The organism is Saccharothrix algeriensis, from assembly GCF_016907655.1.
Classification (GTDB): domain Bacteria; phylum Actinomycetota; class Actinomycetes; order Mycobacteriales; family Pseudonocardiaceae; genus Actinosynnema; species Actinosynnema algeriense.
Window position 1 is genome coordinate 2,899,379 of the sequence record NZ_JAFBCL010000001.1, and the last position, 26,996, is coordinate 2,926,374.

Annotated in this window: 18 protein-coding genes and 1 tRNA gene; 15 read left to right on the forward strand and 4 right to left on the reverse strand. The window is 73.7% G+C overall.

Features of this window, described 5'->3' with window-relative positions; genetic code table 11:
• The first annotated feature begins 60 nt into the window (after positions 1 to 60).
• Positions 61 to 993 (forward strand): N-acetylglucosamine kinase, encoded by a 933-nt coding sequence (locus JOE68_RS13070; RefSeq protein WP_204842628.1) that lies wholly within the window; start codon positions 61 to 63, stop codon positions 991 to 993.
• Positions 994 to 1,663: 670 nt separating this feature from the next.
• Here the strand turns inward: JOE68_RS13070 and JOE68_RS13075 are convergent.
• Complete coding sequence (locus JOE68_RS13075; RefSeq protein WP_204842629.1) at positions 1,664 to 2,299, reverse strand: DUF3159 domain-containing protein; 636 nt, start codon at positions 2,297 to 2,299, stop codon at positions 1,664 to 1,666.
• A gap of 124 nt (positions 2,300 to 2,423) precedes the next feature.
• Between JOE68_RS13075 and JOE68_RS13080 the strand changes: the two genes are divergently transcribed.
• The 7 genes from JOE68_RS13080 to JOE68_RS13110 all read left to right on the forward strand — a co-directional run bounded on the left by JOE68_RS13080 (position 2,424) and on the right by JOE68_RS13110 (position 10,321).
• Positions 2,424 to 3,650 carry an ROK family transcriptional regulator gene (locus tag JOE68_RS13080; RefSeq protein ID WP_204842630.1) on the forward strand — a complete coding sequence of 409 codons (1,227 nt, stop codon included), beginning with the start codon at positions 2,424 to 2,426 and terminating at the stop codon, positions 3,648 to 3,650.
• A 14-nt stretch (positions 3,651 to 3,664) separates the two neighbouring features.
• Positions 3,665 to 4,993 carry an ABC transporter substrate-binding protein gene (locus JOE68_RS13085; RefSeq protein ID WP_204842631.1) on the forward strand — a complete coding sequence of 443 codons (1,329 nt, stop codon included), beginning with the start codon at positions 3,665 to 3,667 and terminating at the stop codon, positions 4,991 to 4,993.
• A gap of 2 nt (positions 4,994 to 4,995) precedes the next feature.
• Positions 4,996 to 5,988, forward strand: a complete 993-nt coding sequence (locus JOE68_RS13090) for a carbohydrate ABC transporter permease (protein ID WP_204842632.1) — start codon at positions 4,996 to 4,998, stop codon at positions 5,986 to 5,988.
• Positions 5,985 to 6,869, forward strand: coding sequence for a carbohydrate ABC transporter permease (locus tag JOE68_RS13095; protein ID WP_239562229.1), 885 nt, complete (start codon positions 5,985 to 5,987; stop codon positions 6,867 to 6,869). The genes JOE68_RS13090 and JOE68_RS13095 overlap by 4 nt, the downstream gene beginning before the upstream one ends.
• Positions 6,866 to 8,131 (forward strand): 6-phospho-beta-glucosidase, encoded by a 1,266-nt coding sequence (locus JOE68_RS13100; protein ID WP_204842633.1) that lies wholly within the window; start codon positions 6,866 to 6,868, stop codon positions 8,129 to 8,131. The genes JOE68_RS13095 and JOE68_RS13100 overlap by 4 nt, the downstream gene beginning before the upstream one ends.
• Complete coding sequence (locus JOE68_RS13105; protein ID WP_204842634.1) at positions 8,128 to 9,132, forward strand: N-acetylglucosamine kinase; 1,005 nt, start codon at positions 8,128 to 8,130, stop codon at positions 9,130 to 9,132. Before JOE68_RS13100 ends, JOE68_RS13105 begins: the two co-directional genes overlap by 4 nt.
• Before the next feature lie 421 nt (positions 9,133 to 9,553).
• Positions 9,554 to 10,321, forward strand: coding sequence for an SGNH/GDSL hydrolase family protein (locus JOE68_RS13110; RefSeq protein WP_204842635.1), 768 nt, complete (start codon positions 9,554 to 9,556; stop codon positions 10,319 to 10,321).
• Positions 10,322 to 10,772: 451 nt separating this feature from the next.
• On the opposite strand, the gene JOE68_RS13115 is transcribed toward JOE68_RS13110, so the two are convergent.
• Complete coding sequence (locus JOE68_RS13115; RefSeq protein WP_204842636.1) at positions 10,773 to 13,586, reverse strand: AfsR/SARP family transcriptional regulator; 2,814 nt, start codon at positions 13,584 to 13,586, stop codon at positions 10,773 to 10,775.
• Between the two features lie 182 nt (positions 13,587 to 13,768).
• Here JOE68_RS13115 and JOE68_RS13120 point away from each other — a divergent pair, with 182 nt between their 5' ends.
• From JOE68_RS13120 to JOE68_RS13135, 4 genes are all read left to right on the forward strand, one after another.
• Entirely contained in the window at positions 13,769 to 14,809 is a 1,041-nt protein-coding gene (locus JOE68_RS13120) for an ADP-ribosylglycohydrolase family protein (RefSeq protein WP_204842637.1), read from the forward strand.
• Positions 14,810 to 15,213: 404 nt separating this feature from the next.
• A complete protein-coding gene (locus JOE68_RS13125; RefSeq protein WP_204842638.1) occupies positions 15,214 to 15,912 on the forward strand; it encodes a response regulator transcription factor in 699 nt (232 codons plus the stop codon).
• Positions 15,912 to 17,411, forward strand: a complete 1,500-nt coding sequence (locus JOE68_RS13130) for a sensor histidine kinase (RefSeq protein ID WP_239562230.1) — start codon at positions 15,912 to 15,914, stop codon at positions 17,409 to 17,411. The genes JOE68_RS13125 and JOE68_RS13130 overlap by 1 nt, the downstream gene beginning before the upstream one ends.
• 345 nt (positions 17,412 to 17,756) lie before the next feature.
• On the forward strand, positions 17,757 to 19,271 hold the full coding sequence (locus JOE68_RS13135; protein ID WP_239562231.1) for a vWA domain-containing protein: 1,515 nt from the start codon (positions 17,757 to 17,759) through the stop codon (positions 19,269 to 19,271).
• 326 nt (positions 19,272 to 19,597) lie between these two features.
• On the opposite strand, the gene JOE68_RS13140 is transcribed toward JOE68_RS13135, so the two are convergent.
• Positions 19,598 to 19,670, reverse strand: a tRNA-Thr gene (locus JOE68_RS13140).
• Positions 19,671 to 19,950: 280 nt separating this feature from the next.
• Here JOE68_RS13140 and JOE68_RS13145 point away from each other — a divergent pair.
• The 3 genes from JOE68_RS13145 to otsB all read left to right on the forward strand — a co-directional run bounded on the left by JOE68_RS13145 (position 19,951) and on the right by otsB (position 25,504).
• Complete coding sequence (locus tag JOE68_RS13145; RefSeq protein WP_239562232.1) at positions 19,951 to 21,369, forward strand: threonine/serine exporter family protein; 1,419 nt, start codon at positions 19,951 to 19,953, stop codon at positions 21,367 to 21,369.
• Positions 21,370 to 21,486: 117 nt separating this feature from the next.
• A complete protein-coding gene (locus tag JOE68_RS13150; RefSeq protein WP_204842640.1) occupies positions 21,487 to 22,923 on the forward strand; it encodes an alpha,alpha-trehalose-phosphate synthase (UDP-forming) in 1,437 nt (478 codons plus the stop codon).
• A 52-nt stretch (positions 22,924 to 22,975) separates the two neighbouring features.
• Positions 22,976 to 25,504 (forward strand): trehalose-phosphatase, encoded by a 2,529-nt coding sequence (gene otsB, locus JOE68_RS13155; protein ID WP_204842641.1) that lies wholly within the window; start codon positions 22,976 to 22,978, stop codon positions 25,502 to 25,504.
• A 114-nt stretch (positions 25,505 to 25,618) separates the two neighbouring features.
• Here otsB and radA read toward each other — a convergent pair whose 3' ends face one another.
• Positions 25,619 to 26,995, reverse strand: a complete 1,377-nt coding sequence (radA, locus tag JOE68_RS13160) for a DNA repair protein RadA (protein ID WP_204842642.1) — start codon at positions 26,993 to 26,995, stop codon at positions 25,619 to 25,621.
• Between the last annotated feature and the right edge of the window lies 1 nt (position 26,996).

Below are 26,996 nucleotides of genomic sequence, written 5' to 3' on the forward strand. Positions count from 1 at the left end.
AGGTCGGGCACACCCGTACGGGTGTGCCGGGCCTCCGGCTTTGTGGGCATACTGCGTCGAATGGGCTTCGTGGTGGGACTGGACGCGGGCGGCACCTCGACCCGGGCTCTGGTGCTGGACCTGGACGGCACCCGGCTGGGAGCGGGGGTGGCGGGCGGCGCGAACCCCAACTCCCACCCGCCGGAGGAAGCGGCGGCGCACATCTGCCAGGCGCTGGTGGTCGCGCTGGACGGGCTCGACGCGGGCAAGGTCGAGTCGGGCGTCCTGGGCATGGCCGGCTCCAGCAAGCTCACCGACCCGCGCGTGGCGGGCCTGTTCGAGGCGGCCTGGGCCGACGCGGGGCTGCGCTGCCCGCTGCGCGTGATCACCGACGCGGAGGCGGCCTTCGCCACCGGTTCGGCGTCCCCGGACGGGACGGTCGTGATCGCGGGGACGGGGTCCACCTCGGCCCGCATCGCCGACCACCGGCTGGTGTCGACGGCGGGCGGCTACGGCTGGCTGCTCGGCGACGAGGGCTCGGCGTTCTGGCTGGGCCGGGAGGCCGTGCGGGCGACCCTGCGCGCCCTGGAGGGCCGCACCCCGCAGGACGCCCTGACCGCGGCCGTGCTGGCGCAGGCCGGCGTCGACCCGGACCCGCCCCGCGCGGCGTGGCGCCACCTGATCACCGAGGCCAACCGGGCGCGCCCCGTCGACCTGGCCCGCTACGCCCCGCTGGTGACCGCCCACGCCGCCGCCCCGACCGCGCACCCGATCATCGGGGCCGCGGTCGCGCACCTGACCGACCTGGCGCTGGCCGACCGCGAGGACGGCGACGACACGCCGGTCGTCCTGATGGGCAGCCTGGTCCACGCCCACCCCCTCGGCGCCCGGCTGCGCGCCGAGCTCGCCGCCCGCACCCGCGCCCCGGTGCGCATCGCGACCGAGGGGGCGGCCGGCGCGGCCTGGTTGGCGGCCGTGGCCCTGCTGGGCGACACCGCCCCCCGGCCGTCCTGAGGGCGCGGGCTTACTCGACGCGGGGCTTTCCGCGGCTTGCGGGGTTCTGCGCGGCTCTTCGCGGCTTGCGGGGCTTTCTGTGGTCTGCGGGGCTCTCCGCGGCCTGCCGCGCTCGCACAGGTGCGGCTGGGGTCGCGCGGCGCTTCCGCCCGCGCGGCGGAGCGGGGTGGCGCACTTCAGCCCCGGAGAGGGACCGGCTTCCGGGTGACGACGACCCGCCGCGGTTCCGCCGGGCTTCGGGGCGGCCGGGCCGAGCGCCGGTCAGGAGTCGCTGGGCAGGGGTCCGCCGGGCAGGGGTCACTGGGCGGAAGCCACGAGGCAGGAGTCCGCTCGGAAGCCGCGAGGCAGAAGCTCGCCGGGCAGAAGCCGCTGGGCAGAAGCCACGAGGCAAGAGCCGCGAGGCAAGAGCCGCGAAGCAGAAGCCGCGAAGCAGGGGCCGCGAGGTAGGAGTCGCAGGTCAGCGCCCGCCGCGCCGCACCGGGCGTGGCCTCCGGCCCCCGGCACCATCATCCCAGCCCACACCGACGTTCCCCGCCGCGAAAGCTGAGAACCGACTCCGCCACCGCCCCTCGGAGGCGCCGGGACGGCCGCTGCCGGAAGCCGGACCCGTCGAGGTCCGGGTGCCGACCGGTGATCGCGGGGTCGGGGTCGGGGTGATCGCGGGCCGGGGTCAGGCGGGCACGCGCGGGTGTCGCAGGCCGGGGTGGTCGGCGGGCAGCGACCGGCGCAGCACCCACCAGCTCACCGCGATGCACACCGCCTGCAGCGGCCAGGTCAGCACCGCCCGCATGACGCCCAGCGCCAGGACCTGCCCGGTCGCCCACAGGGCGCCGAAGACCAGCACCCGCAGCACGTACTGCCCCACCCAGGGCCAGCTGGCCACCCGGTAGGCGCGCATCAGGTCCGGGTCCCGCCGCCACCGGAACCTCTGCCCGGTGACCAGCCCGACCACGACCCCCAGCAGCGGCCACCGCACGACGATGCTCGCCGCCCACACCAGCGCGCTGGCCGCGTTCAGGAACACCTGCAGCAGGAAGAAGTCCTCGGCCCGCCCGGTCTGCAGCGCGACGTACGCGGCGAGCACCACCAGCGCCACGCTGACCAGCACCGCCCGCGGCCGGCCCCCGCGCGCCACGCGCACGACGCCGATGACGACGCCGCACGCCACCGCGGCCACCGCCCCGACGGCGACCGACCGCCCCGCCAGCACCCACCCCAGGGCGAACGCCAGCGGCGGCAGGGAGGCGTCCAGCGCACCCCCTCGCCCACCGAGCAGCTGGGCCAGCGAGTCACGGGTGTCGGTCATGACTCCAGATTGCCTCAGCCCTCACCCACCCAGGTAACGGACCAGTCTCGGAGCATTGACCGGGAGTGAGCGCCGTCACTACGGTGGCCGAAATCGTCTGGAAACTTAACAGACAGGAGGACCGATGCGCGCCGGGAGCCCGCGTCTGCTGCGCGAGATCAACGACCGCGCCGCGATCGAGGCGTTGCTGCGCAACGGCCCCCTGACCAGGTCCGAGCTGGAGGGGATCATCGGGCTGTCCAAGCCCGCGACCGCCCAGCTGCTCACCCGGCTGGAGACCGAGGGCACGGTCCTGCGCAACGGGTTGCGCGGCGGTGGCCGGGGCCCGCGGGCCCAGCTCTGGACGGTCAACGGCGCGCTCGCCCACGTGGCCGCCGTCGACCTGATGCCCGACACCGTCGACGTGGCCATCGCCGACATCTCCGGCGCGCTGCTCACCGAGCACAGCGCGCCCATGCCGCGCACCGGCGTGCTGGAGGCGTTCCACGGCGCGGTCGCCGAGGCCGCCGGGCAGGCCGGGCTCGCGCCGGGCGACCTGCGCCACGTCGTCGTCGGCTCCCCCGGCGCGGTCGACCCCGCCGACGGGAAGCTCAACTACGCGCCGCACATGCCCGGCTGGGCGGGCATCGACATCCCCGGCGAGCTGAACGCCCGGCTCGGCACCGCGGTCACCGTCGAGAACGACGTCAACCTCGTGGCGCTGGAGGAGATGGTCGCCGGCCGCGCCACCGGCGTGAAGGACTTCGTCCTGCTGTGGCCCGCCGACGCGGTGGGCGCCGCGGTCGTCGTCAACGGGGCCCTGCTCCGGGGCGCGACCGGCGGCGCGGGCGAGATCGACGCGATGCAGGTGCCCGACCACGCCCACGCCGACACCGGCACCGGGCGGACCGGCAGCCGCTACGGCGACCTGCTCGACAACGCCGCCATCCTCCGGCTCGCCCGCGCGCACGGCGTCCCCGCGCGCACCGGGCAGGCCGCCGTGCGCAAGGCGCTGGGCGAGGGCGCGCCCGGTCGGGCGTTCCTGGTCGACCTGGCCCGCCGGATCGCCACCGGGGTGGCCAACGTGGTCGCCGTCCTCGACCCGGAACTCGTCCTGCTCTCCGGCGGCATCGCGCAGGCGGGCGGCACGGCGCTCGCCGACCTGGTCGCCGCCGAGCTGCACGAGCTGGTGGTGCCCCGCACCCCCGTCCAACTCGCCCTGGTGACCGGGAAACCGGTGCGCTCCGGCGCGCTGCACTCCGCGCTGTCGGTCGTCAGGGAACAGGTGTTCGGCCTACCCGCCGCCACGACCGAACCCTTCCGCGGCCCCCGGGAGTCCCCGGACCGCGCAACGTCCCCGTCCGCACGTTGAGAGAAGGAGAGCACATGCGCAAGGTCCCCCGCGCAGCGCTGCTTTGCGTGGCCGCCGCGGTGTCCCTGTCCGCCTGCGCGGCAGGCGCGGGCAAATCCGACCAGTCCGGCGGCCCGGCCGCCGCGCCCGGCAAGGACGACCAGTTCTCGCTGACGGTGTGGAGCAACTTCTCCGGGCGCGAGCAGGCCGAGGTCACCAAGGCGCTGGAGAGCTTCAAGGAGAAGTACCCCAACGCCGAGATCAAGCACGAGGGCAGCCAGGACGACGACAAGATCACCGCGGGCATCCGCAGCGGCAACCCGCCGGACGTCGCGCTGTCGTTCGCCACCGACAACATCGGCCAGTTCTGCTCGTCCGGCTCGTTCCAGGACCTCAAGCCCTACATCGAGCGCGACGGGGTCGACCTCTCGCAGATCACCGACGCGGTGCGGTCCTACACCGAGTACAAGGGCACCCGCTGCGCGATGCCGCTGCTCAGCGACGTGTACGGCCTGTACTACAACAAGGACATGCTCGCGGCGGCCGGCATCAGCGAGCCGCCGAAGACCACCGCCGAGCTGCTGGACTACGCCAAGCGCACCACCAAGAAGGCGCCGGACGGCTCGATCGAGGTCGCGGGCTTCCTGCCCACCATGCTGTTCTACGCCAACCGCCCGCCGATCTGGGCGCCGAACTTCGGCGCGAAGTGGGAGGGCCCGGACGGCAAGTCGTCGCTGGCCACGCCCGAGTGGGCGGAGATGCTGAAGTTCCAGAAGGAGCTGGTGGACTTCTACGGCTACGACAACCTGGAGCGGTTCCGCGCCGGGCTCGGCCAGGAGTACTCCACCGATCACGCCTTCCACCAGAAGAAGATCGCCATGATGATGGACGGCGAGTACCGGACGGCGTTCCTGAAGGACCAGGCGCCCGACGTCAGGTTCGGCACCGCGCCGTTCCCGACCATCAAGCCCGAGCTGTACGGGATCGGCTTCACCACCGGCACCATCATGGGCGTGCCCAAGGGCGCGAAGAACGCCGGGGCGGCCTGGGAGCTGGTCAAGCACCTGTCGTTCGACACCGAGACGATCGTGGACCTGGCCAACGGGATCAAGAACATCCCGAGCACCAAGGCCGCGCTGGCCGACCCGCGGCTGGAGGTCGACGAGAACTTCAAGACGTTCATCGACCTGGCGCAGAGCGGCAAGCTCCAGGGCAACCCGGTGACGCCGATCGGCGACGCGCACATCAAGGCGATCGGCGACTTCGCGACCTCCTGGCAGGCGGGCAAGGTGCCCGACCTGATGGCCGGGTTGGCGGAGGTCGACAAGCAGGTCGACGACCGGATCGCGAAGAGCGGCAAGTAGCCGTGACGGCCACGCTCGACCGCGTGGACGCGGCGCGGACCGCCCCCGCCAGGGGGCGGTCCCGCGCCCGCGCCCGCCACCGGCTGACCGTGCTGGCGCTGATGGCGCCGGCGGCCGTCGGGTTCACCGCCTTCTTCGGCTACCCGCTGGTCGCGACGGTCGTGTTCTCGTTCACGGACTACGACCTGATCAACCCGCCGGAGTGGGTCGGGTTCGCGAACTACGCCTACATGCTCCGGGACGAGCTGTTCCTCACGGCGGTCTACAACACGCTGTGGTTCGTGGTCGCCCTGACCGTCCTGCGGGTGGTGTTCGCGCTGGGCGTGGCGTCGGTGGTCGCGCGGCTGAAGTCGGGCGTCGGGCTGGTGCGGACGCTGTGCTACCTGCCCTCGCTCGCGCCGCCGGTGGCGGCGACCCTGGTGTTCTTCCTGGTGCTGCGGCCCAACGAGGGCCCGCTGGACAAGCTGCTGGGCTGGTTCGGCGTCGAGAGCCCGCTGTGGTTCGCCGACCCGGCGTGGTCCAAGCCCGGCATCGCCGCGGTGATGCTGTGGGTGTCCGGCGACCTGATGATCATCATCCTGGCGGCGATCCTGGACGTGCCGCAGGAGCAGTACGAGGCGGCCGAGCTGGACGGCGCGGGCGTCGTGCGGCGGTGGTGGCACATCACCCTGCCGACGATCTCGCCGGTGCTGCTGTTCGGCGTGGTCAACTCGATCATCGTCGCGCTGCAGCTGTTCACGCAGGCGGTGGTGGCGGGCTCGGCGGCCAGCGGCGCGGCCGACATCACGGGCAACACCCGGTACCTCGGGTTCCCGGAGAACTCGACGCTGACGTTCCCGGTGTGGCTGTACACGCAGGGCTTCCGGTACTTCGACATGGGTTACGCCTCGGCGATGGCGACCGTGCTGTTCGTGATCTCGTTCGCCGCCACGGCGCTGCTCGTGCAGCGGATGCGCAAGGCCACGCACCAGGAGGAAGGGGGACCGGGCGCATGAGCACGGCGACGTTGACCGACACCGGGCGCCGCCCGGAACCCGACCGCAGGCCCCGCAACCCGCGGGCGGTCCTGGACTGGGTCGCCGTGCACAGCATCGGCCTTGCGCTGGCGCTGATGTTCGCGCTGCCCATCGTGTTCGTGTTCCTCACCGCCGTGATGTCCGACGGCCAGGCGTTCACCCCGGACCTGTGGCCGCGCGAGTGGCACTGGGGCAACTTCCTGGAGGTCTTCGACAAGGCCCCGCTGCTGAAGTACCTCGGCAACAGCCTGCTGTACTCGCTGCTGGCCACGGCCGGGATGCTGCTGTCCTCCATCCCGGCGGCGTACGCGCTGGCCAGGCTGAAGTGGCGGGGGCGCAACGCGGCCTTCCTGCTCGTGGTGGGCGCGATGATGCTGCCGCCGCAGGTGGTCGCCGTGCCGCTGTACGACATGTGGTCGAGCCTCGGCCTGACCGGCACCCTGTGGCCGCTGATCGCGCCCTACTTCCTGTTCGACGCGTTCAGCATCTTCCTGCTGCGCCAGTTCATCGTCACCATCCCGCAGTCCTACGTGGACGCCGCCCGGGTGGACGGCTGCTCGGAGTTCCAGGCCCTGGTGCGGATCGTCGTGCCGATGGCCCGGCCGGGCATCGCGGCGACCGCGCTGTTCTGCTTCCTCTACACCTGGAACGACTACTTCGGGCCGCTGCTCTACACCGGCGAGAAGCCGGACCAGTGGACGCTGTCGCTGGCCCTGTCGTCGTTCAAGGGCCTGCACCACGTGCAGTGGAACCTCGCGATGGCCGTGACGCTGCTGACCATGGTCCCGGCCGTGGTGCTGTTCGCCTTCGCCCAGCGCTCGTTCGTCAAGGGCATCACATTCACTGGAGTCAAAGGATGAAGCTGACCGTCGTCGGGGGCGGCTCGACCTACACGCCGGAGCTGGTGGACGGGATCGCGGGGCGGCGGACCAGCCTCGCCGTGGACGAGATCGTCCTGGTGGACCCGGACCGGCAGCGGCTGGCGGTGGTCGGCGAGTTCTCCCAGCGGCTGCTGCGGCACGCCGGCCACCACGCCGCGGTCCGCACCACCACCGACCTGGCGGAGGGCGTCGACGGCGCGTCCGCCGTCCTGCTCCAGCTCCGCGTCGGCGGCCAGCGGGCCCGCGCCCAGGACGAGACGTTCCCGCTGGCCTGCGACTGCGTGGGGCAGGAGACCACGGGCGCGGGTGGCCTCGCGAAGGCGCTGCGGACCGTGCCGGTGGTGCTGGACATCGCCGAGCAGGTGCGGCGGATCGCGGGCGAGGACACCTGGATCGTCAACTTCACCAACCCCGTCGGCATCGTGACGCGCGCGCTGCTCGAAGCCGGGCACCGCGCGGTCGGCCTGTGCAACGTCGCCATCACGTTCCAGCGCTGGACCTCCGCGCTGCTGGGCGTCGAGCCGGAGACGGTGCGGCTGGGGCACGTCGGGCTCAACCACCTCACGTGGGAGCGCGGCGTCTTCGTCGACGGCGTCGACCGCCTGCCGGAACTGCTCGACCGCCACGGTGACGCCCTCGCCGGGCACATCGGGCTGCCGGCGGACCTCATGCGCCGGCTCGGCATGGTCCCGTCGTACTACCTGAAGTACTTCTACGACCACGACGGCGTCGTCGCCGAGCAGAAGACCAGCCCGCCGCGCGCGGAAGTCGTCGCGGCGGTGGAGAAGGAGCTGCTGGACCTGTACCGCGACGTCGAGGTGGTCACCAAGCCCGAGCAGCTCGCCCAGCGCGGCGGCGCCTACTACTCCGAGGCGGCCGTGCAGCTGGTGCACGCGCTGACCGGCGGCGCGGGCGCGGAGCAGCACGTGGTGAACGTGCGCAACGGCCGCACGCTGCCGTTCCTGCCCGAGGACGCCGTCATCGAGGTGCCCGCGTCGGTCTCGCGCCAGGGCGCGAGCCCGCTGCCGGTCGAGCCGCTGCCGCCGTCGATCTCGGGGCTGATCTCGCACGTCACCGCCTACGAGCACCTGGCCCTGGACGCCGCCGTGCGCGGCGGGCGGGACCGGGTCGCGGACGCGCTGCTGGCGCACCCGCTGGTCGGGCAGCACGCGATCGCCGACCGGCTGGCCGACGAGCTGGTGGCGCGCAACCGCGACTTCCTGCCCTGGGCGGCCCGATGACCGACCGGGTGCTGGCCATCGACGGCGGCAACAGCAAGACGGCGGTGGCGCTGGTCGACGTGGCGGGGCGGGTCCTCGCCCAGGTCCGCGGCCCCGGCGCGTCGCCGCAGAACGTGGGGCTGGCGCGCAGCCTGGAGGTGTTCGAGGGGCTGGTCCGCGCGGCGGCCCGCCAGGCCGGGCTGCCCGACGACGAGCGCGTCGCCGCGCACACCGCCGCCTACCTCGCGGGCGCCGACCTGCCGAAGGAGGAGCGGGACCTGCGCGCGGCCATCGAGCGGCGCGGCTGGTCGGGCAGCACCGTCGTCGGCAACGACACGTTCGCCCTGCTGCGCGCGGGCACGTCCGACGGCATCGGCGTGGCCGTGGTGTGCGGCGCGGGCATCAACTGCGTGGCCGTCGCGCGCGACGGCCGCACCCACCGCTTCCCCGCGCTGGGCCGGATCTCCGGCGACTGGGGCGGCGGCGGGCACATCGGCGGCGAGGCGCTGTGGCTGGCCGTGCGGGCGGAGGACGGGCGGGGCGAGCCGACCGCGCTGCTGCCCGCGCTCATCGACCACTACGGGACCCGGACCATGGCCGAGGCCGTGGAGCGGCTGCACTTCGAGCAGGTCGAGTTCGACCCGCACGCGCTGTGCCCGCTGCTGTTCCGGGTCGCCGCGGCCGGCGACCCGGTGGCGCGCGCGGTGGTCGAGCGGCTGGTCGAGGAGGTGGCGCTGCTCGCGTCGGTGTCGTTGCGGCGCCTGGCGCTGCTCGACGAGCAGGTGGACGTCGTGCTCGGCGGCGGCGTGCTGACCGGCGCCCGCGACGCGGTGGTCGGCGCGGTGCGCGACCGGCTGCGGGACGCCGCCCCGCTGGCCCGGGTGCGCGTGGTCGACGTGCCGCCGGTGGTGGGCGCGGCCCTGCTGGGCCTGGACGCGCTCGGCGCGGAGCCCGGCGCGGAGCCGCGGCTGCGCGCCGCCTACGAGACCCCCGTGCCGCTGGACGTGGCGGCAGGCGGGTAGGACCCCGGTGCGGGGGAGGTCACGGCGGCGGCCCTCCCCCGCACCGGCCCAGGACACCGGTGCGCTGGAGGTTTCGGCGGCGGCCCTCCGCGCACCGGCCCGGATCCCGCTGTCCGGGGGGTGTTCGGCGGCGGCGCCACCGGACAGCGGGCCCGCCCCCGCGGCGACGTCAAGCGCCCGACGTCGCCGCGGGGCCGCCGCGCCCCTCGCGGCCGGCGTGATCTGCGCTGCAATCGCCCGCCTCCCCACCGTGGCCGCGACGGCCAACCCCGTAGACGAATCGCCCATTACCGGCACTTGATCACACCGTCCGGTGTCGTTGCCGTAACACCGTTGCCAACCGACGGTGGCGCAGGGCCGACTTCGGGGGGCATGCTGTCCTGCGCGGTCACGGGGGTGCCGCGCGAGGGGAGGGACGCGGATGGACGCGTTGGACAGCTTCGTCGCCTTGGGGGACAGCTTCACCGAGGGCATGGACGACCCGGGGCCGAACGGCAGCTACCTCGGCTGGGCCGACCGGTTGGCGGGCATGATCTCGGCGCACCGGCCCGGCCTGCGCTACGCGAACTTGGCGGTGCGGGGCCGGATGCTCCAGGAGATCGTCGAGGAGCAGATCCCGCTGGCGGTGTCGCTCCGGCCGAGGCTGGCGACGTTCTGCGGCGGCGGCAACGACCTGCTGGTGCCCGGCTCGGACCCGGACGCCCTGGCCGAGGTCTACGAGATCGCGGTCGCCGACCTGCGGGCGGCCGGCAGCGAGGTGCTGATCTTCACCGGCTTCGACCCGAAGCACACGCCGCTCCTGCGCTCGCTGCGCGGGAAGATCGCGGTCTACAACAGCCACCTGTGGTCGGTCGCCGAGCGCTACCACTGCCGGGTGGTCGACCTGTGGTCGATGTCCGTGCTGCACGACCGCCGGGCTTGGAGCGAGGACCGCCTGCACCTGTCCCCCGAGGGCCACCGCCGGGTGGCGCTGCGGGCGGCGGAGGTCCTGGGCTTCCAGCCGGAGGACGACTGGAGCACCCCGTGGCCACCGCTGGACACCGAGGACTGGATGACCCAGCGCCGCCACGACCTGAAGTGGGCCCGCGAGCACGTGGTGCCGTGGATCGCGAGGCAGCTGCGCGGCGAGTCGATGGGCGACGGCGTGGCCCCGAAGCGCCCGGAACTCCTCCCCCTCCACTCCGACTGACCACACCCGCGAGGTCGCGTCGGTGCGTTGCGCCCGGGTTTACTGCGATCACGCTTTTCGATCGCAGTAAACCCGCGCGCAACGCACCGACTACCAGGCGGCCTCGCCGCCGCCTGCGAAGCAGCGGCAATCCAACACAGCGGCAATCCAACACAGCGAGGTCGCGTCGGTGTGTTGCGCCCGGGTTTACTGCGATCACGCTTTTCGATCGCAGTAAACCCGCGCGCAACGCGCCGACTTCCAAGCGACCGAGCCGCCGCCTGCGAAGCAGCGGCAATCAGATAGAGCCAACCGGCCGGCACTCTCCCCCGAATGCCGGCCGGCCGGCGGTTGGGTGGCTTCCCCCCTGGCGTCCCCCTCCAAGAGCCACCCGGCACGCCGGACCGCATCAGCGTTGATCGGCGTGCGCAACCAAGCTCCCACGATTCGCCGGTCATGTGCTAAACACCCGCTAAACCCCGGTGGTCAACACCTCCAGGGCCGTCCGGACCAGCAGCGCGCGCGGTGAGCCCAGCCGTTCGAACAGCCGCAGCGACTCGGCCAGTTCCGCCTGCGCCGCAACGGTTTCACCCCGGGCGGCGAGCACCGAGCCGAGCACCTGGCGGCCGAACGCCTCCTCGAACTGCATCGACCCGCCGCGCGCCAGCTCCACCGCCTGCCGGGCGTTGTCCTCGGCCTCGGCCGGCAGGCCGAGTTCGGCGTACAGCTCGGCCAGGTTGGCCACCGCCAGCACGTAGGACCGCTCGTGGCCGTGCCGCTGGTGCAGCTCCATCGCCTGGAACTGGTGCTCCACCGCCGTTTCCAGCCGGCCGAGGCGCTGCTCGACCTGCGCCAGGTTGTTCAGCACGGTCGCCTCGCCGAACGCGTCGCCGTCCCGCCGGGCCACCTCGACGGCCTCGCGGTAGTGGGCGAGCGCCTCCTCGTGGCGCCCCTCCGCCGACAGCGCGCACGCCAACTGGTCCAGCGCCAGCACCAGGTAGCGCGGCTCGCCCAGCTCCTCGGCGATGCGGTGCGCCCGCTCGGCTTCGGGCAGGGCGCCGTGCAGCACGCCGGTCCACACGTTGACGGCGTGCTTGGCGTGCAGCACCAGCAGCTCGCCGAGCGGGTCGCCGGCGGCCCGCGCGGACGCGAGGCCGAACTCGGCGATCGCCTGCCACTCGCGGCTGACCAGGCGCACCAGGCAGTACGGGTGGACCAGCCGCACCAGCTGCCAGACCTGCCGGTGCAGGCCCGCCTCCGAGCCGGCGTGGACGAGGGCGATGAGGTTGGGCCACTCCTTGTCGAACCAGGACAGCGCCTGGCCGGGGGTGGCCGGCCGGGGCGCCTTCGGCTCGCACGCCCCGAGGTCCACCCCGTCGGACGCCGGCCGGATGAGCCGGCGGGCGTGGTCGCACGCCGCCAGGTAGTGGTCCATCAGCCTGCGCAGCGCTTCCCTGCGCCGGTCGGGCCGCTCGCCGGCGAGCACCTCCCGCGCGTACAGGCGGACCAGGTCGTGCAGCACGAACCCGCCGCGCCACAGCTCCACCAGCAGGTGGGCGTCGGCCAGGTCGGCCAACCGGCTCGCGGCGGTGCCCAGGTCGGTCCGGCACAGCGCGGCGACGGCGTGCGGGCTCACCCACCGCCCCGGCACCAGGCCCGCCGCCCGGAACGCCTCCGCCAGCTCCGGTGGCAGGTTGCGGTAGGACACCGCGAGGGCGCGCGCCACGCCGACGCCGGTGTCGGCGAGGTCCAGGGTGCGCAGCCGCGCGTCGTCGTCGGACAGCTGCGCCACCAGCGCCGCCACCGTCCACTCCGGACTGAACACCAGCTTGGCCGCCGCGATCCGCAGCGCCAGCGGCAGGTTGCCGCACAGCTCCACCAGCGCGCGCATGGCGCCGGGCTCCTGCTCCGACAGCGGCTTGCCGACCACCTCGTCCACCAGCCGGACGGACTCGTCCTCGCGCAGCGCGTCCAGCGTCAGCATCCGCGCGCCGTTGGACACCACCAGCGGCTCCAGCCGCCGCCGCGAGGTCACCAGCACCACCGAGCCCGCGCCGGGCGGCAGCAGGGGGCGCACCTGCTCCGGGTCGCGCGCGTCGTCCAGCACCACCAGCACCCGCCGCTTGGCCAGCACCGACCGGTACAGGCCGACCCGGTCGTCCAGGTCGCGCGGCACGCCGTCGGACGGCACGCCCAGCGCCAGCAGGAACCGCCCCAGCACCTCGGCGGGCTCCAGCGGCTCGCGGTCGGGCGCGAACCCGTTGAGCGAGGCGAACAGCAGCCCGTCGGGGAACTGCTCGGCCCGGCGGCGCCCCCAGGTGACCGCCAGCTCGCTCTTGCCGATCCCCGGCGCGCCGGTGACCACGGCCACCGTGGTCGCGTTCCGGTCGCGCCCGTCGCACAGCCGGTCCAGCCAGGCCAGCTCCTCGTCCCGGCCGATGAAGCCGCCGGCGGCGGCGGGCAGCTGCGCCGGCACGACCACCCCCGGCCGGGGCGGCGCCGGCGCCGCCGGCTCGGCCGGGCCCGGCGAGCTGAGCGCCGGGTCGTCGCGCAGCACCTGCTCGTGCAGCGCCCGCAGCTCCGGGCCGGGGTCGATGCCCAGCTCGTCCACCACCCGGCGGTGGAACCGCTGGTACGCCTCCAGCGCGTCGGCCCGCTGCCCCGACCGGTACAGCGCCCGCACCATGTGCCCGACCAGCCGCTCCCGGAACGGGAACTCGCCGACCAGCTGCCGCAGCTCCCCCACCAGCTCCAGGTGGCGGCCCAGCTCCAGCTCCGCCGCCACCCGCTCCTCCAGCGCGGCCAGCCGCAGCTCCTCCAGGTCCGTGGTGGCCGGCTCGCCCGGCACGTCGGCCAGCACCGGGCCCCGCCACAGGCCCAGCGACTCGCGCAGCAGCCGCGCCCGGATCGGCGCGGGCTTGCCGCGCGCGCCGGCCACCAGCTGCCGGGCGCGGTGGAAGTCCAGCCGCCACGGGTCGACCGCCAGCTGGTAGCCCGGCGGCGTGGTCAGGATCCGCGCCGACCCGGTCGGGTCGGCCTGCTCCAGCATCCGCCGCAGCCGCGACACGTAGCCGTGCACGATGGTCCGGGCCGTGGCCGGCGGGTCGTCGGCCCACAGGCTGTCCACTATCTCGTCGATCGGGACCACCCGGTTCGCCTCCAGGACCAGCATCGCGAGCAGGCCGCGCATCCCCCGGCGGCCGATGACGAGCTGGCGGCCGTCGGCGAGCACCTGCAACGGCCCGAGGACGCCGAACTCCAGCCCGCTCCTGCTCCGGTCGACCATGCCCCTCCCCCGCTTCGGTACGTGCTCGTTCGGTTCGGCTCGGTCACTGGATCAGGTGCGCCGCGTGGGCCGGTGGATACCTGTCGGTAGATGTTGTTTGCTCAACTAGCCGTGCTCCCATGACCGGACGACAGCGCGACGGCTAGGGTTTTGGCCCCGGACGACGCAGTGCAGGAGGGCAAGTGCCGCGCGAGCCGAAGAGCGTGGTCGACCGTGGCGCCGCCTGCCTGCTGGGCGGCGCCCTGGGTGATGCCCTGGGCGCGCCCGTCCAGTACTCGGGCTGGACGGACATCCAACGAGACCACGGCCCCGAGGGTGTTCTGGAACCGCCGCGTCCCGCTCTGGTGACCGACGACACCCAGCTCACCCTGTTCACCGCCGACGGCTACCTGCGCGCCTGGGTGCGCGGCCGGAACACCGGCGTGTGGGAGCCGGTGGAGACGGTGTGGCAGAGCTACCGGCACTGGCTGGTGACGCAGCAGGTGGCCGCGCCCGAGCCCGGGTGGACGGGGCTGGTCGCCGACGAGCGGCTGTACTCCAGCCGGTCGCCGGGCCTGACGTGCCTGCGCGCGCTCGCGGCCGACAGCCCGCCGACCCCGGAGGACCCGCACAACGAGTCGTCCGGGTGCAACGGTGTGACCAGGACCGCGCCGGCGGGTTTCGCGCCGAGCGCGGACATCGCCTACGACCTGGGCTGCCGGTTCGCCGCGCTCACCCACGGCGGCACCGGCGGCTGGGTGGCCGGGGGCGCGTTCGCGCTGCTCATCCACCTGATCGCGGTGCGCGGGCGGCCGTTGCGGGAGGCGGTGGACCAGGTCATCGGGCGGGTGCTGCGCGACGACCCGTACACGGCGAACTCGCTCAACCGGGCCGTGGTGTTCGCCGAGGAGCACCGGGCGCTGGGCTTCGAGTCGGTGCGCGTCGACCGGCTGGGCAGCGGGTGGACCGGGCCGGAGGCGCTGGCCATCGCCGTGCACACCGCGCTGGTGTACCCGCGCCGGTCGGAGTTCGTGGACGCCCTGCGGGCGGCGGCGAACCACTCCGGCGGCAGCGACGCGACGGCGGCGCTCACCGGCAACGTCCTGGGCGCGCTGCACGGGACGGCGGCGCTGCCCAGGGACTGGCTGGCGGGGCTGGAGCTGGTGGACCTGCTGACCCGGCTGGGCCACGACCTGGGGCACTCCGTGGTGGGCGAGGAGTTCGACCACCGGCGCTACGAGTGACCGGGGCGCCGCCGGGACCCGATCACCGGGCGCGGCGCCCGGGCTTGGCAGACGGCCTCGGCCGCACGATCCCGAATTCGTGCGACCGAAGCCGGCTCTCCGCGCGGTCGGCGCCGGGGTGCGCCCCGAGCGCGGCACCCGGCTGACCTGCGCAGAGCGGGTAACCCGTACCAGTAACCGTAGCAGGACGCGTGCGGGTCATCACACCCGGCCCACGTCCACGGCGACGCGGAGCGCCGGAACCGGGCGGCGGCCCGGTTCCGCACCGGGGGCGCGGCGCCGCGGCGGCGGGCCGCCGACCCGCTGGGCGCCCGCTGTCGCCCACCTGTCGACTTCCTGTGGATCGCGGCGGCCGGGGCCGGCCGGGTTCGACCGCCGGCCGGCGGGTGGCGCACCATGGGCGGGTGGACAAGGCCAATGCGGTTCGACTGCTCGTCGTGGACGACGAGCCCCACATCGCGGACCTGGTCGCGACCGTCGCCCGGTACGAGGGCTGGCAGGCCGCCACGGCGGGCAGCGGCGAGGCCGCGCTGGAGGCCGCGGCCGAGTTCCACCCGGACATCGTGGTGCTCGACCTGATGCTGCCCGACCTCGACGGGTTCACCGTGCTGGACCGGCTGCGGTCGACCGGCGCGATGGTGCCGGTGGTGTTCCTCACCGCCCGCGACGCCACGGCCGACCGCGTGGCGGGCCTCACCCGGGGCGGCGACGACTACCTGGTCAAGCCGTTCTCGGTGGAGGAGCTGATGGCGCGGCTGCGGGCCGTGCTGCGGCGCAGCACCGGGCCGCAGTGGAAGCGGTCCGTTCTCAAGGTGTCGGACCTGGCCCTGGACGAGGACACCCGCGAGGTCCGGCGGGGCGGCAGGCTGGCCACCCTCACGCCCACCGAGTACGAGCTGCTGCGCTACCTGATGCGCCGCTCGCCGGCGGTGCTGACCAAGGCCCAGATCCTCGACCACGTGTGGGAGTACGACTTCGGCGGCCGGTCCAACGTCGTGGAGCTGGTCATCTCGCACCTGCGGCGCAAGCTGGACGACGGCCACGAGCCGCTGATCCACACCGTGCGCGGCGTCGGGTACGCGCTGCGCAAGGCGCCCGACTGATGGCCGCACCGCCGATGGCGCCCGGGTCGCCGGCGCCGAGCCCGCCGGCGCCGCGGCCGGGCGCCCCCGCGCCGCGGTGGAGCGGGCTGCTCGGCCGCCGGTGGCTGCGGCTGCGGCTGGGCACGCGGCTCGCCCTGGGCCTGGGCGCGCTGGCGCTGGGCGTGTTCGCGGTGGTCGGCACGGTGATGGTGACCAACATGGAGGGTTACCTGGAGCGCAAGCTCGACGAGCAGATGAAGCTGACGCAGGTCGAGCTGGAGAAGGACATCGAGAAGTACGGCCGCCTGCACAAGGGGGTCTACGGCTGGTTCGCCGCCGTGTACGAGGTGCGGGACGGCCGGGCCACCCTCCGCCCGGCGGCCGACCTGCCGCCCGAGGGCGGCGGCCAGCTGGCCCGGGTCGCGGAGGCCGTGCGGGGCGACCAGCCGCAGTTCCGCACCGCGTACCTGGAGGGCAGCGGCACGTACCGGCTGCGCGGCTGCCCGGTCGGCGGCGGGGTGGTGCTGGTCAGCGCCGCCCCGATGGACGACATCACCACCACCGTGCGGCAGCTGGTGATGGTGGTGGTGGCGACGTTCGTGCTGGCGCTGGTCGCGTTCGTGGTGATCGGCCGGGCGGTGCTGCGGCGCGGGCTCCAGCCGCTGAGCGACATGGCGAAGACCGCGCACGACATCACCTCGCACGACCTCACCGACTCGGCCAGGCTGGCGGTGCGCGCGGAGGGCGGCAGCGGCGGCGTCGAGGTCGAGGAGCTGCGGACCGCGTTCAACACCATGCTGGAGCACATCGACTCGTCGCTGGCCGCGCGCACGGCGGCCGAGCAGCGGCTGCGGCGGTTCATCGCCGACGCCTCGCACGAGCTGCGCACCCCGCTGACGTCGATCCGGGGCTACGCCGACCTGTTCCGCTACGCGGCGGCGAACGCGCCGGAGGAGCGCGAGGCGCACCTGGAGAAGCTGCGCTCGGAGGCGGCGCGGATGAGCGTGCTGCTGGACGACCTGCTGCTGCTGGCGCGCCTGGACTCGGCCGAGACGGAGACGCCGCTGCGGCCGTCGCACGGCGACCTGGCGGAGCTGGTGCGCGAGTCGGCCGACGCGTTCCGGGCCGCCCGCCCGGACCACCCGCTGACCGTCGACACCGGCCCGGAGCCGGTGCGGCTGCGGTTCGACCCGATGCGGCTGCGGCAGGTGGTGGACAACCTGCTCGCCAACGCGGCCATCCACACCCCGCCGGGCACGCCGGTGGCGCTGTCGGTGGCCGCCGAGGGGCGGCACGCCGTCATCCGGGTGAGCGATTCCGGTCCCGGCATCCCGGCGGCCGACCAGGCGCGCATCTTCGACCGCTTCTACCGGGTGGACAACTCCCGCACCCGCGACCGGGGCGGCAGCGGCCTCGGCCTGGCCGTCGCGCACTCCCTGGTCGCCGCGCACGGCGGGACCATCGAGCTGGCCAGCCGGCCGGGTTCCACGGTGTTCACCACCCGCATCCCCAGGAGCTGACGCTTCGGCTTCCCGGCCGGCGCGATCGCCGGCCGGCGGCTAGGCGGTTCCCCCGCGCGGGGCGCCGAGCCGCCATTCGACGCAGTGGAATTCCCTGCGAACCGAGCAGTACTCGACGGGCACGTCCCGGATCCGCCACATGACCGGGCATCGGCGTCCGGTCACGCCCGGACCGCACGCCGACCCTGCGCCGGTGTGCCCGACCGAGAGAAGACACCGACGATGCATCGCACACGCAGACCGGCGCTCGCGGCGCTCGCGCTCGCGCTCGCCGCGTCCGTCACCCAGGCGGTCTCCCCTGCCACCGCCGCCCCCGTTGCCCCCGCACCGTCCAAGTGCGGCCCGATGGACGTCTCCTTCGTGGTCGACGACACCGGCAGCATGGGCGGCGCGATCGCCAACCTGAAGACCGGCATCAACCAGATCGCCCAGGTGGTCGAGGACCTGTCCGGGTTCGACTACCGGCTGAGCCTGGTGCGGTTCAAGGACAACATCACGGTCGTCAACAACTTCGCGCCCGGCAACAAGAACGCCGTCGCCGCGAGCGTGAACGCCCTCGCCGCGGGCGGCGGCAACGGCGAGCCCGAGGCGTCCGACGAGGCGCTCAACACGGTGGTCAACAACCTGCCCGCGGCGGGCCGCCCGCAGAACGCCGACTTCTCCGTCGGCTGGCGGTCGAACGCGACCAAGCTGGCGGTGCTGATCACCGACGCCCGGCCGGGCGGGTTCGACGACGTCTACGACACCACGACCAACACCGACCTGAACAACGCGGCGCTGCGGGCCAACCAGGCGCTCGGCAACGGCATCAAGATCTCGTCGGTCTACGTGCCCACGTCGACCACCTTCAACAACCCGATCATCCCGATCATGCAGAACTACGCCACCACGACCGGCGGCCTGTTCACCCAGGCGCAGGCCAACGGCTCGGGCGTGAGCACGGCGATCGTGAACTTCCTGCGCGACTGCAAGCGCAGCGACGTGTTCATCCGCGACCAGGTGGCCGACACCGGTGTCGAGCCGAACGGCAACTCGCTGTTCTGGAACAGCCCGGACATCAAGGTCTGCCCGACCACCGCGGACTGCGGGCCGGGCGGCATCCAGCCGGTCGTGGGCGCGCTGAACTACATCCACGTGCGGCTCAACAACCCCGGCCCGTACGGCGGCGGGGACTCGTCGGGCACGCTGAAGGTCTACCGCACCACGCCGGGCGGTTCCACGAACTGGCACCCGGTGACCAACGGCGACTGGACGTTCATCGGCCAGAAGAGCCTCACCGTGCCCACCGGCGGCACGACGGTGGCGAAGATCCCGTGGAAGCCCGTCCCCGGTCCGGGCCACTTCTGCCTGCTGGCGCGCTGGGTGTCGGCGAGCGACCCGATGGGCTACCCGGAGGTCTCCGACACGGCGCTCAACACCAAGCGCAACAACAACGTGGCGTGGCGCAACTTCCAGACCATCCGCGTGAAGCCGCTGAGCCCCGGCAGGTCCTGGTTCGCCGTGGGCAACGCCACCGAGCGCGAGATCAAGACCGACCTGGTCATCACCAGCCCGGACCGCCCGCTGGTCGGCAGCGGCCGGGTGGTCATCGACCTGGGCCCGCGCCTGTTCGAGCTGTGGCGCCAGTCCGGCGGCCACGCCGAGGGCATCAAGCAGGTGGGTGAGACCAGCGTCGAGGTGGCGGACCCGAAGCGGGCGGCCCTCGTCGGCCTGCCCATCAGGCCGGGCGAGCGCTTCACCACCGAACTGACCTTCGTGGGCGGCGCCGAGCCCGGTGAGTTCGTCCAGCACATCGTGCAGCACGTGGACGGCGAGGACATCGGCGGCGTCGGCTACGGCATCACCGTCGACAAGGAGTAACCCCGCGAGCCGCCGACTCCCCAGCGGCCAAGCCGCCGCCTGCGAAGCAGCGGCCATCAGACACAGCGAGGCCGCGTCGGTGGTTCGTGGCGCGGGTCTTGCCGATCACGCCCTTCGATCGGCAAGACCCGCCCCGCGAGCCGCCGACTTCCCAGCGGCCGAGCCGCCGCCTGCGAAGCAGCGGCCATCCAACACAGCGAGGCCGCGTCGGTGGTTCGTGGCGCGGTTGTCGTCGATCACGCTTTTCGATCGGCGACAACCGCCCCGCGAGCCGCCGACTCCCAGGCGGCCGAGCCGCCCGACGGAGTCGGGCCATTGAACACGAGAGCCGGTGAGGGGACTTGAACCCCTAACCTTTCGCTTACAAGGCGAGTGCTCTGCCAATTGAGCTACACCGGCGCGGCCGACGGCCGGGAACATCGTAAGCGCCCGCACCGGGTGTCACCTGCGGCGAACGGTCTGCTCACGGTGTGCCGCCACTGCTCCATCCGGAGGTGGCGAGCCCGTCCGAGTGGGCCCCGCAGAGCATAAAACCGCTGGCCAGCACTATCAACAGTGTTCAACGCAGGGTGATCGACTCATCCTTTCTAGGTACCTCCTCCAGGCGTGGCGCATGACACAGCGATGAATGTGACACCGTCGGGCGTGGCACAGGCAGGAGGACGACCACGAGGAGGGGATGCCCGTGCGGCTGGGGCGCAGGCGGTACCGAGACCCCGGGACCACACCCGGGTTCTGGCAACCGGTGGAGGGACCGTCCCTCCCGGACGACGCGACCGTCCACCTGGTACTGGACCTCGCGCTGCGGGTCGGCGAGGTCCAGCTCGCCAGCGGCGCGAGCGCGGCCGACGTCACGGCGACCGTGACCGCCGTCGCCGAGTCCTACGGGCTGCCCCGCACCGAGGTCGACGTGATCTACACGTCGATCACCGTCTCCTGCCACCGCGGCACCGAGGCCGCCCCGATCACGTCGCTGCGCGTGGTCCGCTCGCGCGGCCTGGACTACACGCGCCTCGCGGCCGTCGAGGACCTCATCCGGCGGATCGCGGACAACCGGGTCGAGGCGCCCGACGCGTACGCCGAGCTGGACCGGATCACCAAGCAGCCGCACCCGTACCCGCGCTGGGTCGCCACGGCGGCGCGGGCGGGCATGGCGGGCGGGGTGGCGTTCCTGGTCGGCGGCGGTCTGCTGCTGGCCCTGTCGGCGGCCCTGGTGACCGCGGTGATCGACCGGGTGGGCCGGGTGCTCAACCGGCGGTCGCTGCCGTTCTTCTTCCAGCAGGTGGTGGGCGGCGCGCTGGCCTCCTCCGCCGCCCTGGCCCTGTACGCGACGAACGCGCTGCCCGGCCTGCGCCCGTCGCTGCTGGTCGCCACCGGCATCGTGGTGCTGCTGTCCGGGCTGTCGCTGGTCGGCGCGGTGCAGGACGCGATCTCCGGCTACAACGTCACGGCCGCCGGCCGCACCATGGAGATCGCCCTGCTCACCGCCGGCCTGATCACCGGCATCGCGCTCACCCTGCGCGCCGGCGTGCAGTTCGGCGTGCGGACCTCCGCGGCGGACCCGCTGCCGCCGCTGATCTCCGCCGTGCCGATGCAGTTCGCGGCGGGCGCGGCGACCTCGGCGTTCTTCGCGCTGGCCGCCTACGCCCCGCTGCGCGCCCTGCCGATCGCGGCGGCGGCCGGCGCGGTCGGCACCGCCACCTTCGGCCTGCTGTCGCTCACCGGCACGAACGCCGTCGCCTGCGCCGCGGTCGCCGCCACGGTGGTCGGCTTCGGCGGCGCGGTCGTCTCCCGCCGGCTGCGCACGCCGCCGCTGGTGGTCGCCGTGGCCGGCATGGTGCCGCTGCTGCCCGGGTGGACCGCCTACCGCGGCCTCTACCAGCTCACCGTCGACGGCGACACGGCCGGCCTGTCGACCCTCGTGCTGGCCGCCGGCACCGCGCTGGCCCTGGCCAGCGGGGTGGTGCTGGGCGAGTTCCTCGGCCGGCCGGTGCGCACCGGGTTGGGCAGACTGGAGCGGAAGCTGTCGGGACCCCGGTCGTCCGGACCACCGCGCCCGGCCGGGCGACGGGACGGCCGGTCGTCCACCCGGACGTGAGATACGTCCAACCTGGTTGAACTCCGTGTGACGGGGATGACGGTAGGGCACCCGGAACGGGCGCTCCCGTTAACCTCGGGTGCGGGCGAGACGGATCCCCCTAGGAGGCGTTACCCGGTGAGCAGCATCGGCGAGAACGGCGCGGACTTCCTGGTCGTGGCCAACCGCCTGCCGGTTGACCTGGAGCGCCTGGAGGACGGCACCCAGCGCTGGAAGCACAGCCCCGGCGGCCTGGTCAGCGCGCTGGAGCCGTTCCTGCGGACGCACAGCGGCGCCTGGGTCGGCTGGCCCGGCATCGCCGACGCCGAGGTGGACGCGTTCGAGGAGGACGGCCTCCAGCTGCACCCGGTGGCGCTGAGCGCGACCGAGGTCCGCGACTACTACGAGGGCTTCTCCAACGGCACCCTGTGGCCGCTCTACCACGACGTGGTGGCGCCGCCCGCCTTCCACCGCCGGTGGTGGAACACCTACGTGCGGGTGAACCAGCGGTTCGCCGACGTGACGGCGAAGGTCGCCGCGCAGGGCGCGACCGTGTGGGTGCAGGACTACCAGCTGCAGCTGGTGCCCGCCATGCTGCGCGAGCTGCGGCCGGACCTGCGCATCGGGTTCTTCCTGCACATCCCGTTCCCGCCGGTCGAGCTGTTCATGCAGCTGCCCTGGCGCACCGAGATCATCCGCGGGCTGCTCGGCGCGGACCTGGTGGGCTTCCACCGGCCCGGCGGCGCGCAGAACTTCCTGTGGCTGGCCCGCCGGCTGGTCGGCCTGGAGCCCAGCCGGGGCGCGGTCGGCGTGCGCACCCGGCCCGGCGTGGTGCAGGTCGGCGACCGCACGGTGCGGGTGGGCGCGTTCCCGATCTCGATCGACTCGGCCGGGCTGGACGCGCTGGCCCGGACCAAGGACGTCCAGCAGCACGCGAAGCAGATCCGCGAGGACCTCGGCAACCCGAAGAAGATCCTGCTCGGCGTCGACCGCCTCGACTACACCAAGGGCATCGACGTCCGGCTGCGGGCGCTCTACGAGCTGATCGCCGACGGCCGGGTGGACCCGACCGAGGTGACCATGATCCAGCTCGCGACGCCCAGCCGCGAGCGGGTCGACCACTACAAGCAGATGCGCGGCGAGATCGAGCAGGCCGTCGGCCGCATCAACGGCGAGTTCTCCACCGTCGGCCACCCGGTCGTGCACTACCTGCACCAGTCGGTGGACCGCCGAGAGCTGACCGCGTTCATGTCCGCCGCCGACGTCATGGTGGTGACCCCGGTCCGGGACGGCATGAACCTGGTCTGCAAGGAGTACGTGGCCAGCCGCTACGACCTCGGCGGGGCGCTGGTGCTGTCGGAGTTCGCCGGCGCCGCGGCCGAGCTGACGAGCGCCTTCCTGGTCAACCCGCACGACCTCGACGGCGTCAAGAACGCCCTGGAAGCGGCCCTCACGCTCGATCCGGCCGAGGGCCGCCGTAGGATGCGCGCGCTGCGCCGCCAAGTCCTCACGCACGACGTCGACCGCTGGGCTCGTTCGTTCCTTGACGCCTTGGGTACGCAGACTTCGGTCTGAATCAGTTCAGACCACGCACCCGACCTGTCCCACCGAGTCTTGAGGAGGGGCGTTGACCGCCGAGGCCCTCCCCGCCGATCTTCGCCGTGCGATCGTCCAACTGGCGCGCACACCGCGCCTGCTGGTCGCCTGCGACTACGACGGGACACTGGCTCCGATCGTGGCCAACCCTGAGGACGCCCGCCCGCTGCCCGAGTCGGTGGGCGCGCTGCGCTCCCTGGCCGGGCTGCACGAGACCACGACGGCGGTGATCTCCGGCCGCGCCCTGCGGGACCTGGCGACGCTGTCCCGACTGCCGTCCGAGGTGCACCTGGTCGGCTCGCACGGATCCGAGTTCGACGTCGGCTTCGTGCACGCGCTCGACGCCGACGCGCGCACCCTGCACCGCCGGCTGGAAGCCGAACTGGAGGTGATCGTCGAAGGCCACGAGGGCGTCGCCCTGGAGGTCAAGCCCGCGAGCATCGCGGTGCACGTGCGGCGCGCCGAACCCACCGTGGGGGAGCGGGTTCTCGACGCCGTGCGCGGTGGTCCGTGCACCTGGGACGGCGTGCAGGTGACCGAGGGCAAGGCCGTGGTGGAGCTGGCCGTGGTGCAGACGGACAAGGGCCATGCCCTCGACGTCCTGCGCCACCGCGTGTCGGCCACGGCCGCCGTCTTCGTCGGCGACGACGTGACCGACGAGAAGGCGTTCGCCCGGCTGACCGGCCCCGACGTGGGCATCAAGGTCGGCGACGGCGAGTCGCTGGCCGGGTACCACATCGGCGACACCCTGGACGTGGCCACCGTGCTCGCGTTCCTGCTGGAGGAGCGCCGCGCGTGGCTGCACGGCGACCAGGCGGTGCCGATCGAGCGGCTGACCATGCTGGCCAACGAGCGGTCCGTCGCGCTGCTCACGCCCGACGCGCGGGTGAACTGGCTGTGCCACCCCGAGCCGGACTCGGCGGCGGTGTTCGCCGACCTGCTCGGCGGCCCGGCGGCCGGCCACTTCTCCATCAAGCCCGAGCACGGCTCGCTGCCCCTGGGCCAGCGGTACGTGCCGGGCACGATGATCGTGGAGACCCGGTGGTCGCGCCTGCTGGTGACCGACTACCTGGACCACGACCTGGCCTCGCACCGCACGGACCTGGTGCGGCGCATCTCCGGCTCGACCGACGCGGTGGTCACCTTCGCGCCGCGGCCCGAGTTCGGCCAGGTGCCGGTGCGGCTGCTGCGCGAGCGCGACGGGCTGCGGATCGTCGGCACCTCCGACCCGATGGTGCTGCGGTCGCCGGGCGTGGACTGGGAGATCACCTCCGACGGCGTCCAGGAGACCGCGACGGCCGTCGTGCGGCCCCGGGAGGGCGCGACGATCCTGCTGGAGCTGCGCTGCGGCACGGACGACCTGTCCGAGGCCACCCTCGGCGAGCCCGAGCGCCGGGCCCGCGCGGGCTCGTTCTGGTCGGACTGGGCGGCGACGCTCAAGGTCCCGCCGGTGGAGTCCGAGCTGGTGCTGCGCTCGGCGCTGACGCTCAAGGGCCTCGTGCACCACGAGACCGGCGCCATCATGGCGGCGGCCACCACCTCGCTGCCCGAGGAGCTGGGCGGCATCCGCAACTGGGACTACCGGTACTGCTGGCTGCGCGACGCGGCGCTGACCGCGCAGGCGCTGGTGTCGGTGGGGTCGCTGGGCGAGGCGGAGTCGTTCCTGCGCTGGGTGCACGGCGTGCTGGCCACGCTGCCCGGCCCGGAGCGGCTGCACCCGCTGTACACGCTGCAGGGCACCATGCTGGGCGCCGAGGCGGTCATCGACACCCTGCCGGGTTACGCGGGCTCACGGCCCGTGCGCGTCGGCAACCTCGCCAACCAGCAGGTTCAGCTGGACGTGTTCGGCCCGGTGGTGGACCTCGTCACGCAGCTCGCCGCGGCCCGCGGCACGCTGACCGACCAGGACTGGCTGATGGTGCAGGCGATGGCCGAGGCGGTCGCCCGCCGCTGGCACGAGCCCGACCACGGCATCTGGGAGGAGCGCCACGCGCCCCGGCACCACGTGTACTCCAAGGTCATGTGCTGGGTGACGCTGGACCGCGCGGTGTCGCTGGCCGAGACCTACGGCCGGGAGGTCGACCCGTCGTGGCCGGTGCTGCGCGACACGATCGCCAACGACGTGCTCAAGCACGGGTGGAGCGAGGAGGCGCAGTCGTTCACCACCGCGTACGACGGCGACGACCTGGACGCGGCCTCGCTGCACGTGGGGCTGTCCGGCCTGATCGACCCGGCCGACGACCGCTTCCAGGCCACCGTGACGGCGATCGAGGCGGAGCTGCGCTCCGGTTCGACCGTGTACCGGTACCGGCGCGACGACGGCCTGCCCGGTGACGAGGGCGGCTTCCACCTGTGCGCGGCGTGGATGATCGAGGCGTACCTGCTCACCGGGCGGCGGACGGAGGCGGAGGAGCTGTTCGCGCAGATGGTCGACGCCGCCGGCCCGACCGGCCTGCTGCCCGAGGAGTACGACCCGATCGCGGAGCGCTCCCTGGGCAACCACCCGCAGGCGTACAGCCACCTCGGCCTGATCCGCTGCGCGCAGCTGCTGGCGAGGTAGCGCCGCGTGCGGCCCCGGCGCGCGTCGGGGCCGCACGCAGCGGCGGGGGCGCCCGGCCCCCGTCCACACCGTTGTCCACACCCGTGGACAACTCGAACAAGCGTTCGATTCAGCTCATTTCCGCAGCTTGAGCAGGTGCAGCGCCTCCACGAGGTCGTGCGCCACCAGCGCCCGCGTCTCCGGCGGCAGCGGCCCGGCGTCCGGCGGCACCAGCGCCTTGGTGTAGCCCAGCCGGGCCGCCTCGGTGAGCCTGCGCCCCACGCCGTTCACCCGCCGCAGCTCGCCCGACAGCCCGACCTCGCCGACCACCACCAGGTCGTGCGGCAGCGGCTGGTCGGTCGCCGCGGAGGCCACCGCCAGCGCCACCGCCAGGTCGACCGCGGGCTCCACCAGCCGCATCCCGCCGACCGTGGCGGTGAACACGTCCTTGTTGTGCAGCGACATCCGCCCGCGCTTCTCCAGCACGGCCAGCGCCATCGCGACCCGCGCCGAGTCCAGCCCGCTGACCGCGCGCCGCGGCGACGGCAGGTTGGTCGCCGTCACCAGGGCCTGCACCTCGCCCAGCATCGGCCGCTTGCCCTCCACGACCACCGTCACGGCCGTCCCGGTGACGTCCTGGTCCCGCCGGTTGAGGAACAGCCCGGACGGGTCCGGCACGCCCACGATCCCGTCGTCGCGCAGCTCGAAGCAGCCCACCTCGTCGGCCGGGCCGTACCGGTTCTTGACGCCCCGCACCAGCCGCAGGCTGGAGTGCCGGTCCCCCTCGAACTGGAGCACCACGTCGACCAGGTGCTCCAGCACCCGCGGCCCGGCCACCGAGCCGTCCTTGGTGACGTGCCCCACCAGCACGATGGGCAGCCCGCGCTCCTTGGCCAGCGCCACCAGGCCCGTCGTCACAGCGCGGACCTGCGTCACCCCGCCCGGCGTGCCGTCCACCTCGGGCGAGGACATGGTCTGCACCGAGTCGACGATCAGCACACCGGGCCGCACCGCCTCCACCTGCCCGAGCACCGCCCCCAGGTCGCTCTCGGCGGCCAGGTACATCTGCCCGTGGATGTTGCCGGTCCGCTCGGCCCGCAGGCGCACCTGGCCCGCCGACTCCTCACCGGTGATGTAGAGCGAGGGCACCGCGCCCTTCACCGCCCACTGGTAGGCGACCTCCAGCAGCAGCGTCGACTTGCCCACGCCCGGCTCGCCGGCCAGCAGCACGACCGCGCCGGGCACCAGCCCGCCGCCCAGCACCCGGTCCAGCTCGGCGACCCCGGTGCGCCGGGCCCGCGCGGACTCGACGTCGACCTCGCCGATCGGCCGCGCCGGCGAGCTGGGCGCGCCCGCCACCAGCCGCGTGGCCGCCGACCGGCTGACGCCGCGCTCCTCGACGGTGCCCCAAGCCTGGCACTCGGGGCAGCGCCCCACCCACTTGGCCACCTCGTGCCCGCACTCGGCGCACCGGTAGCTCGTCGCCTTGGCCACCCGCCCGTTCTTCACCACC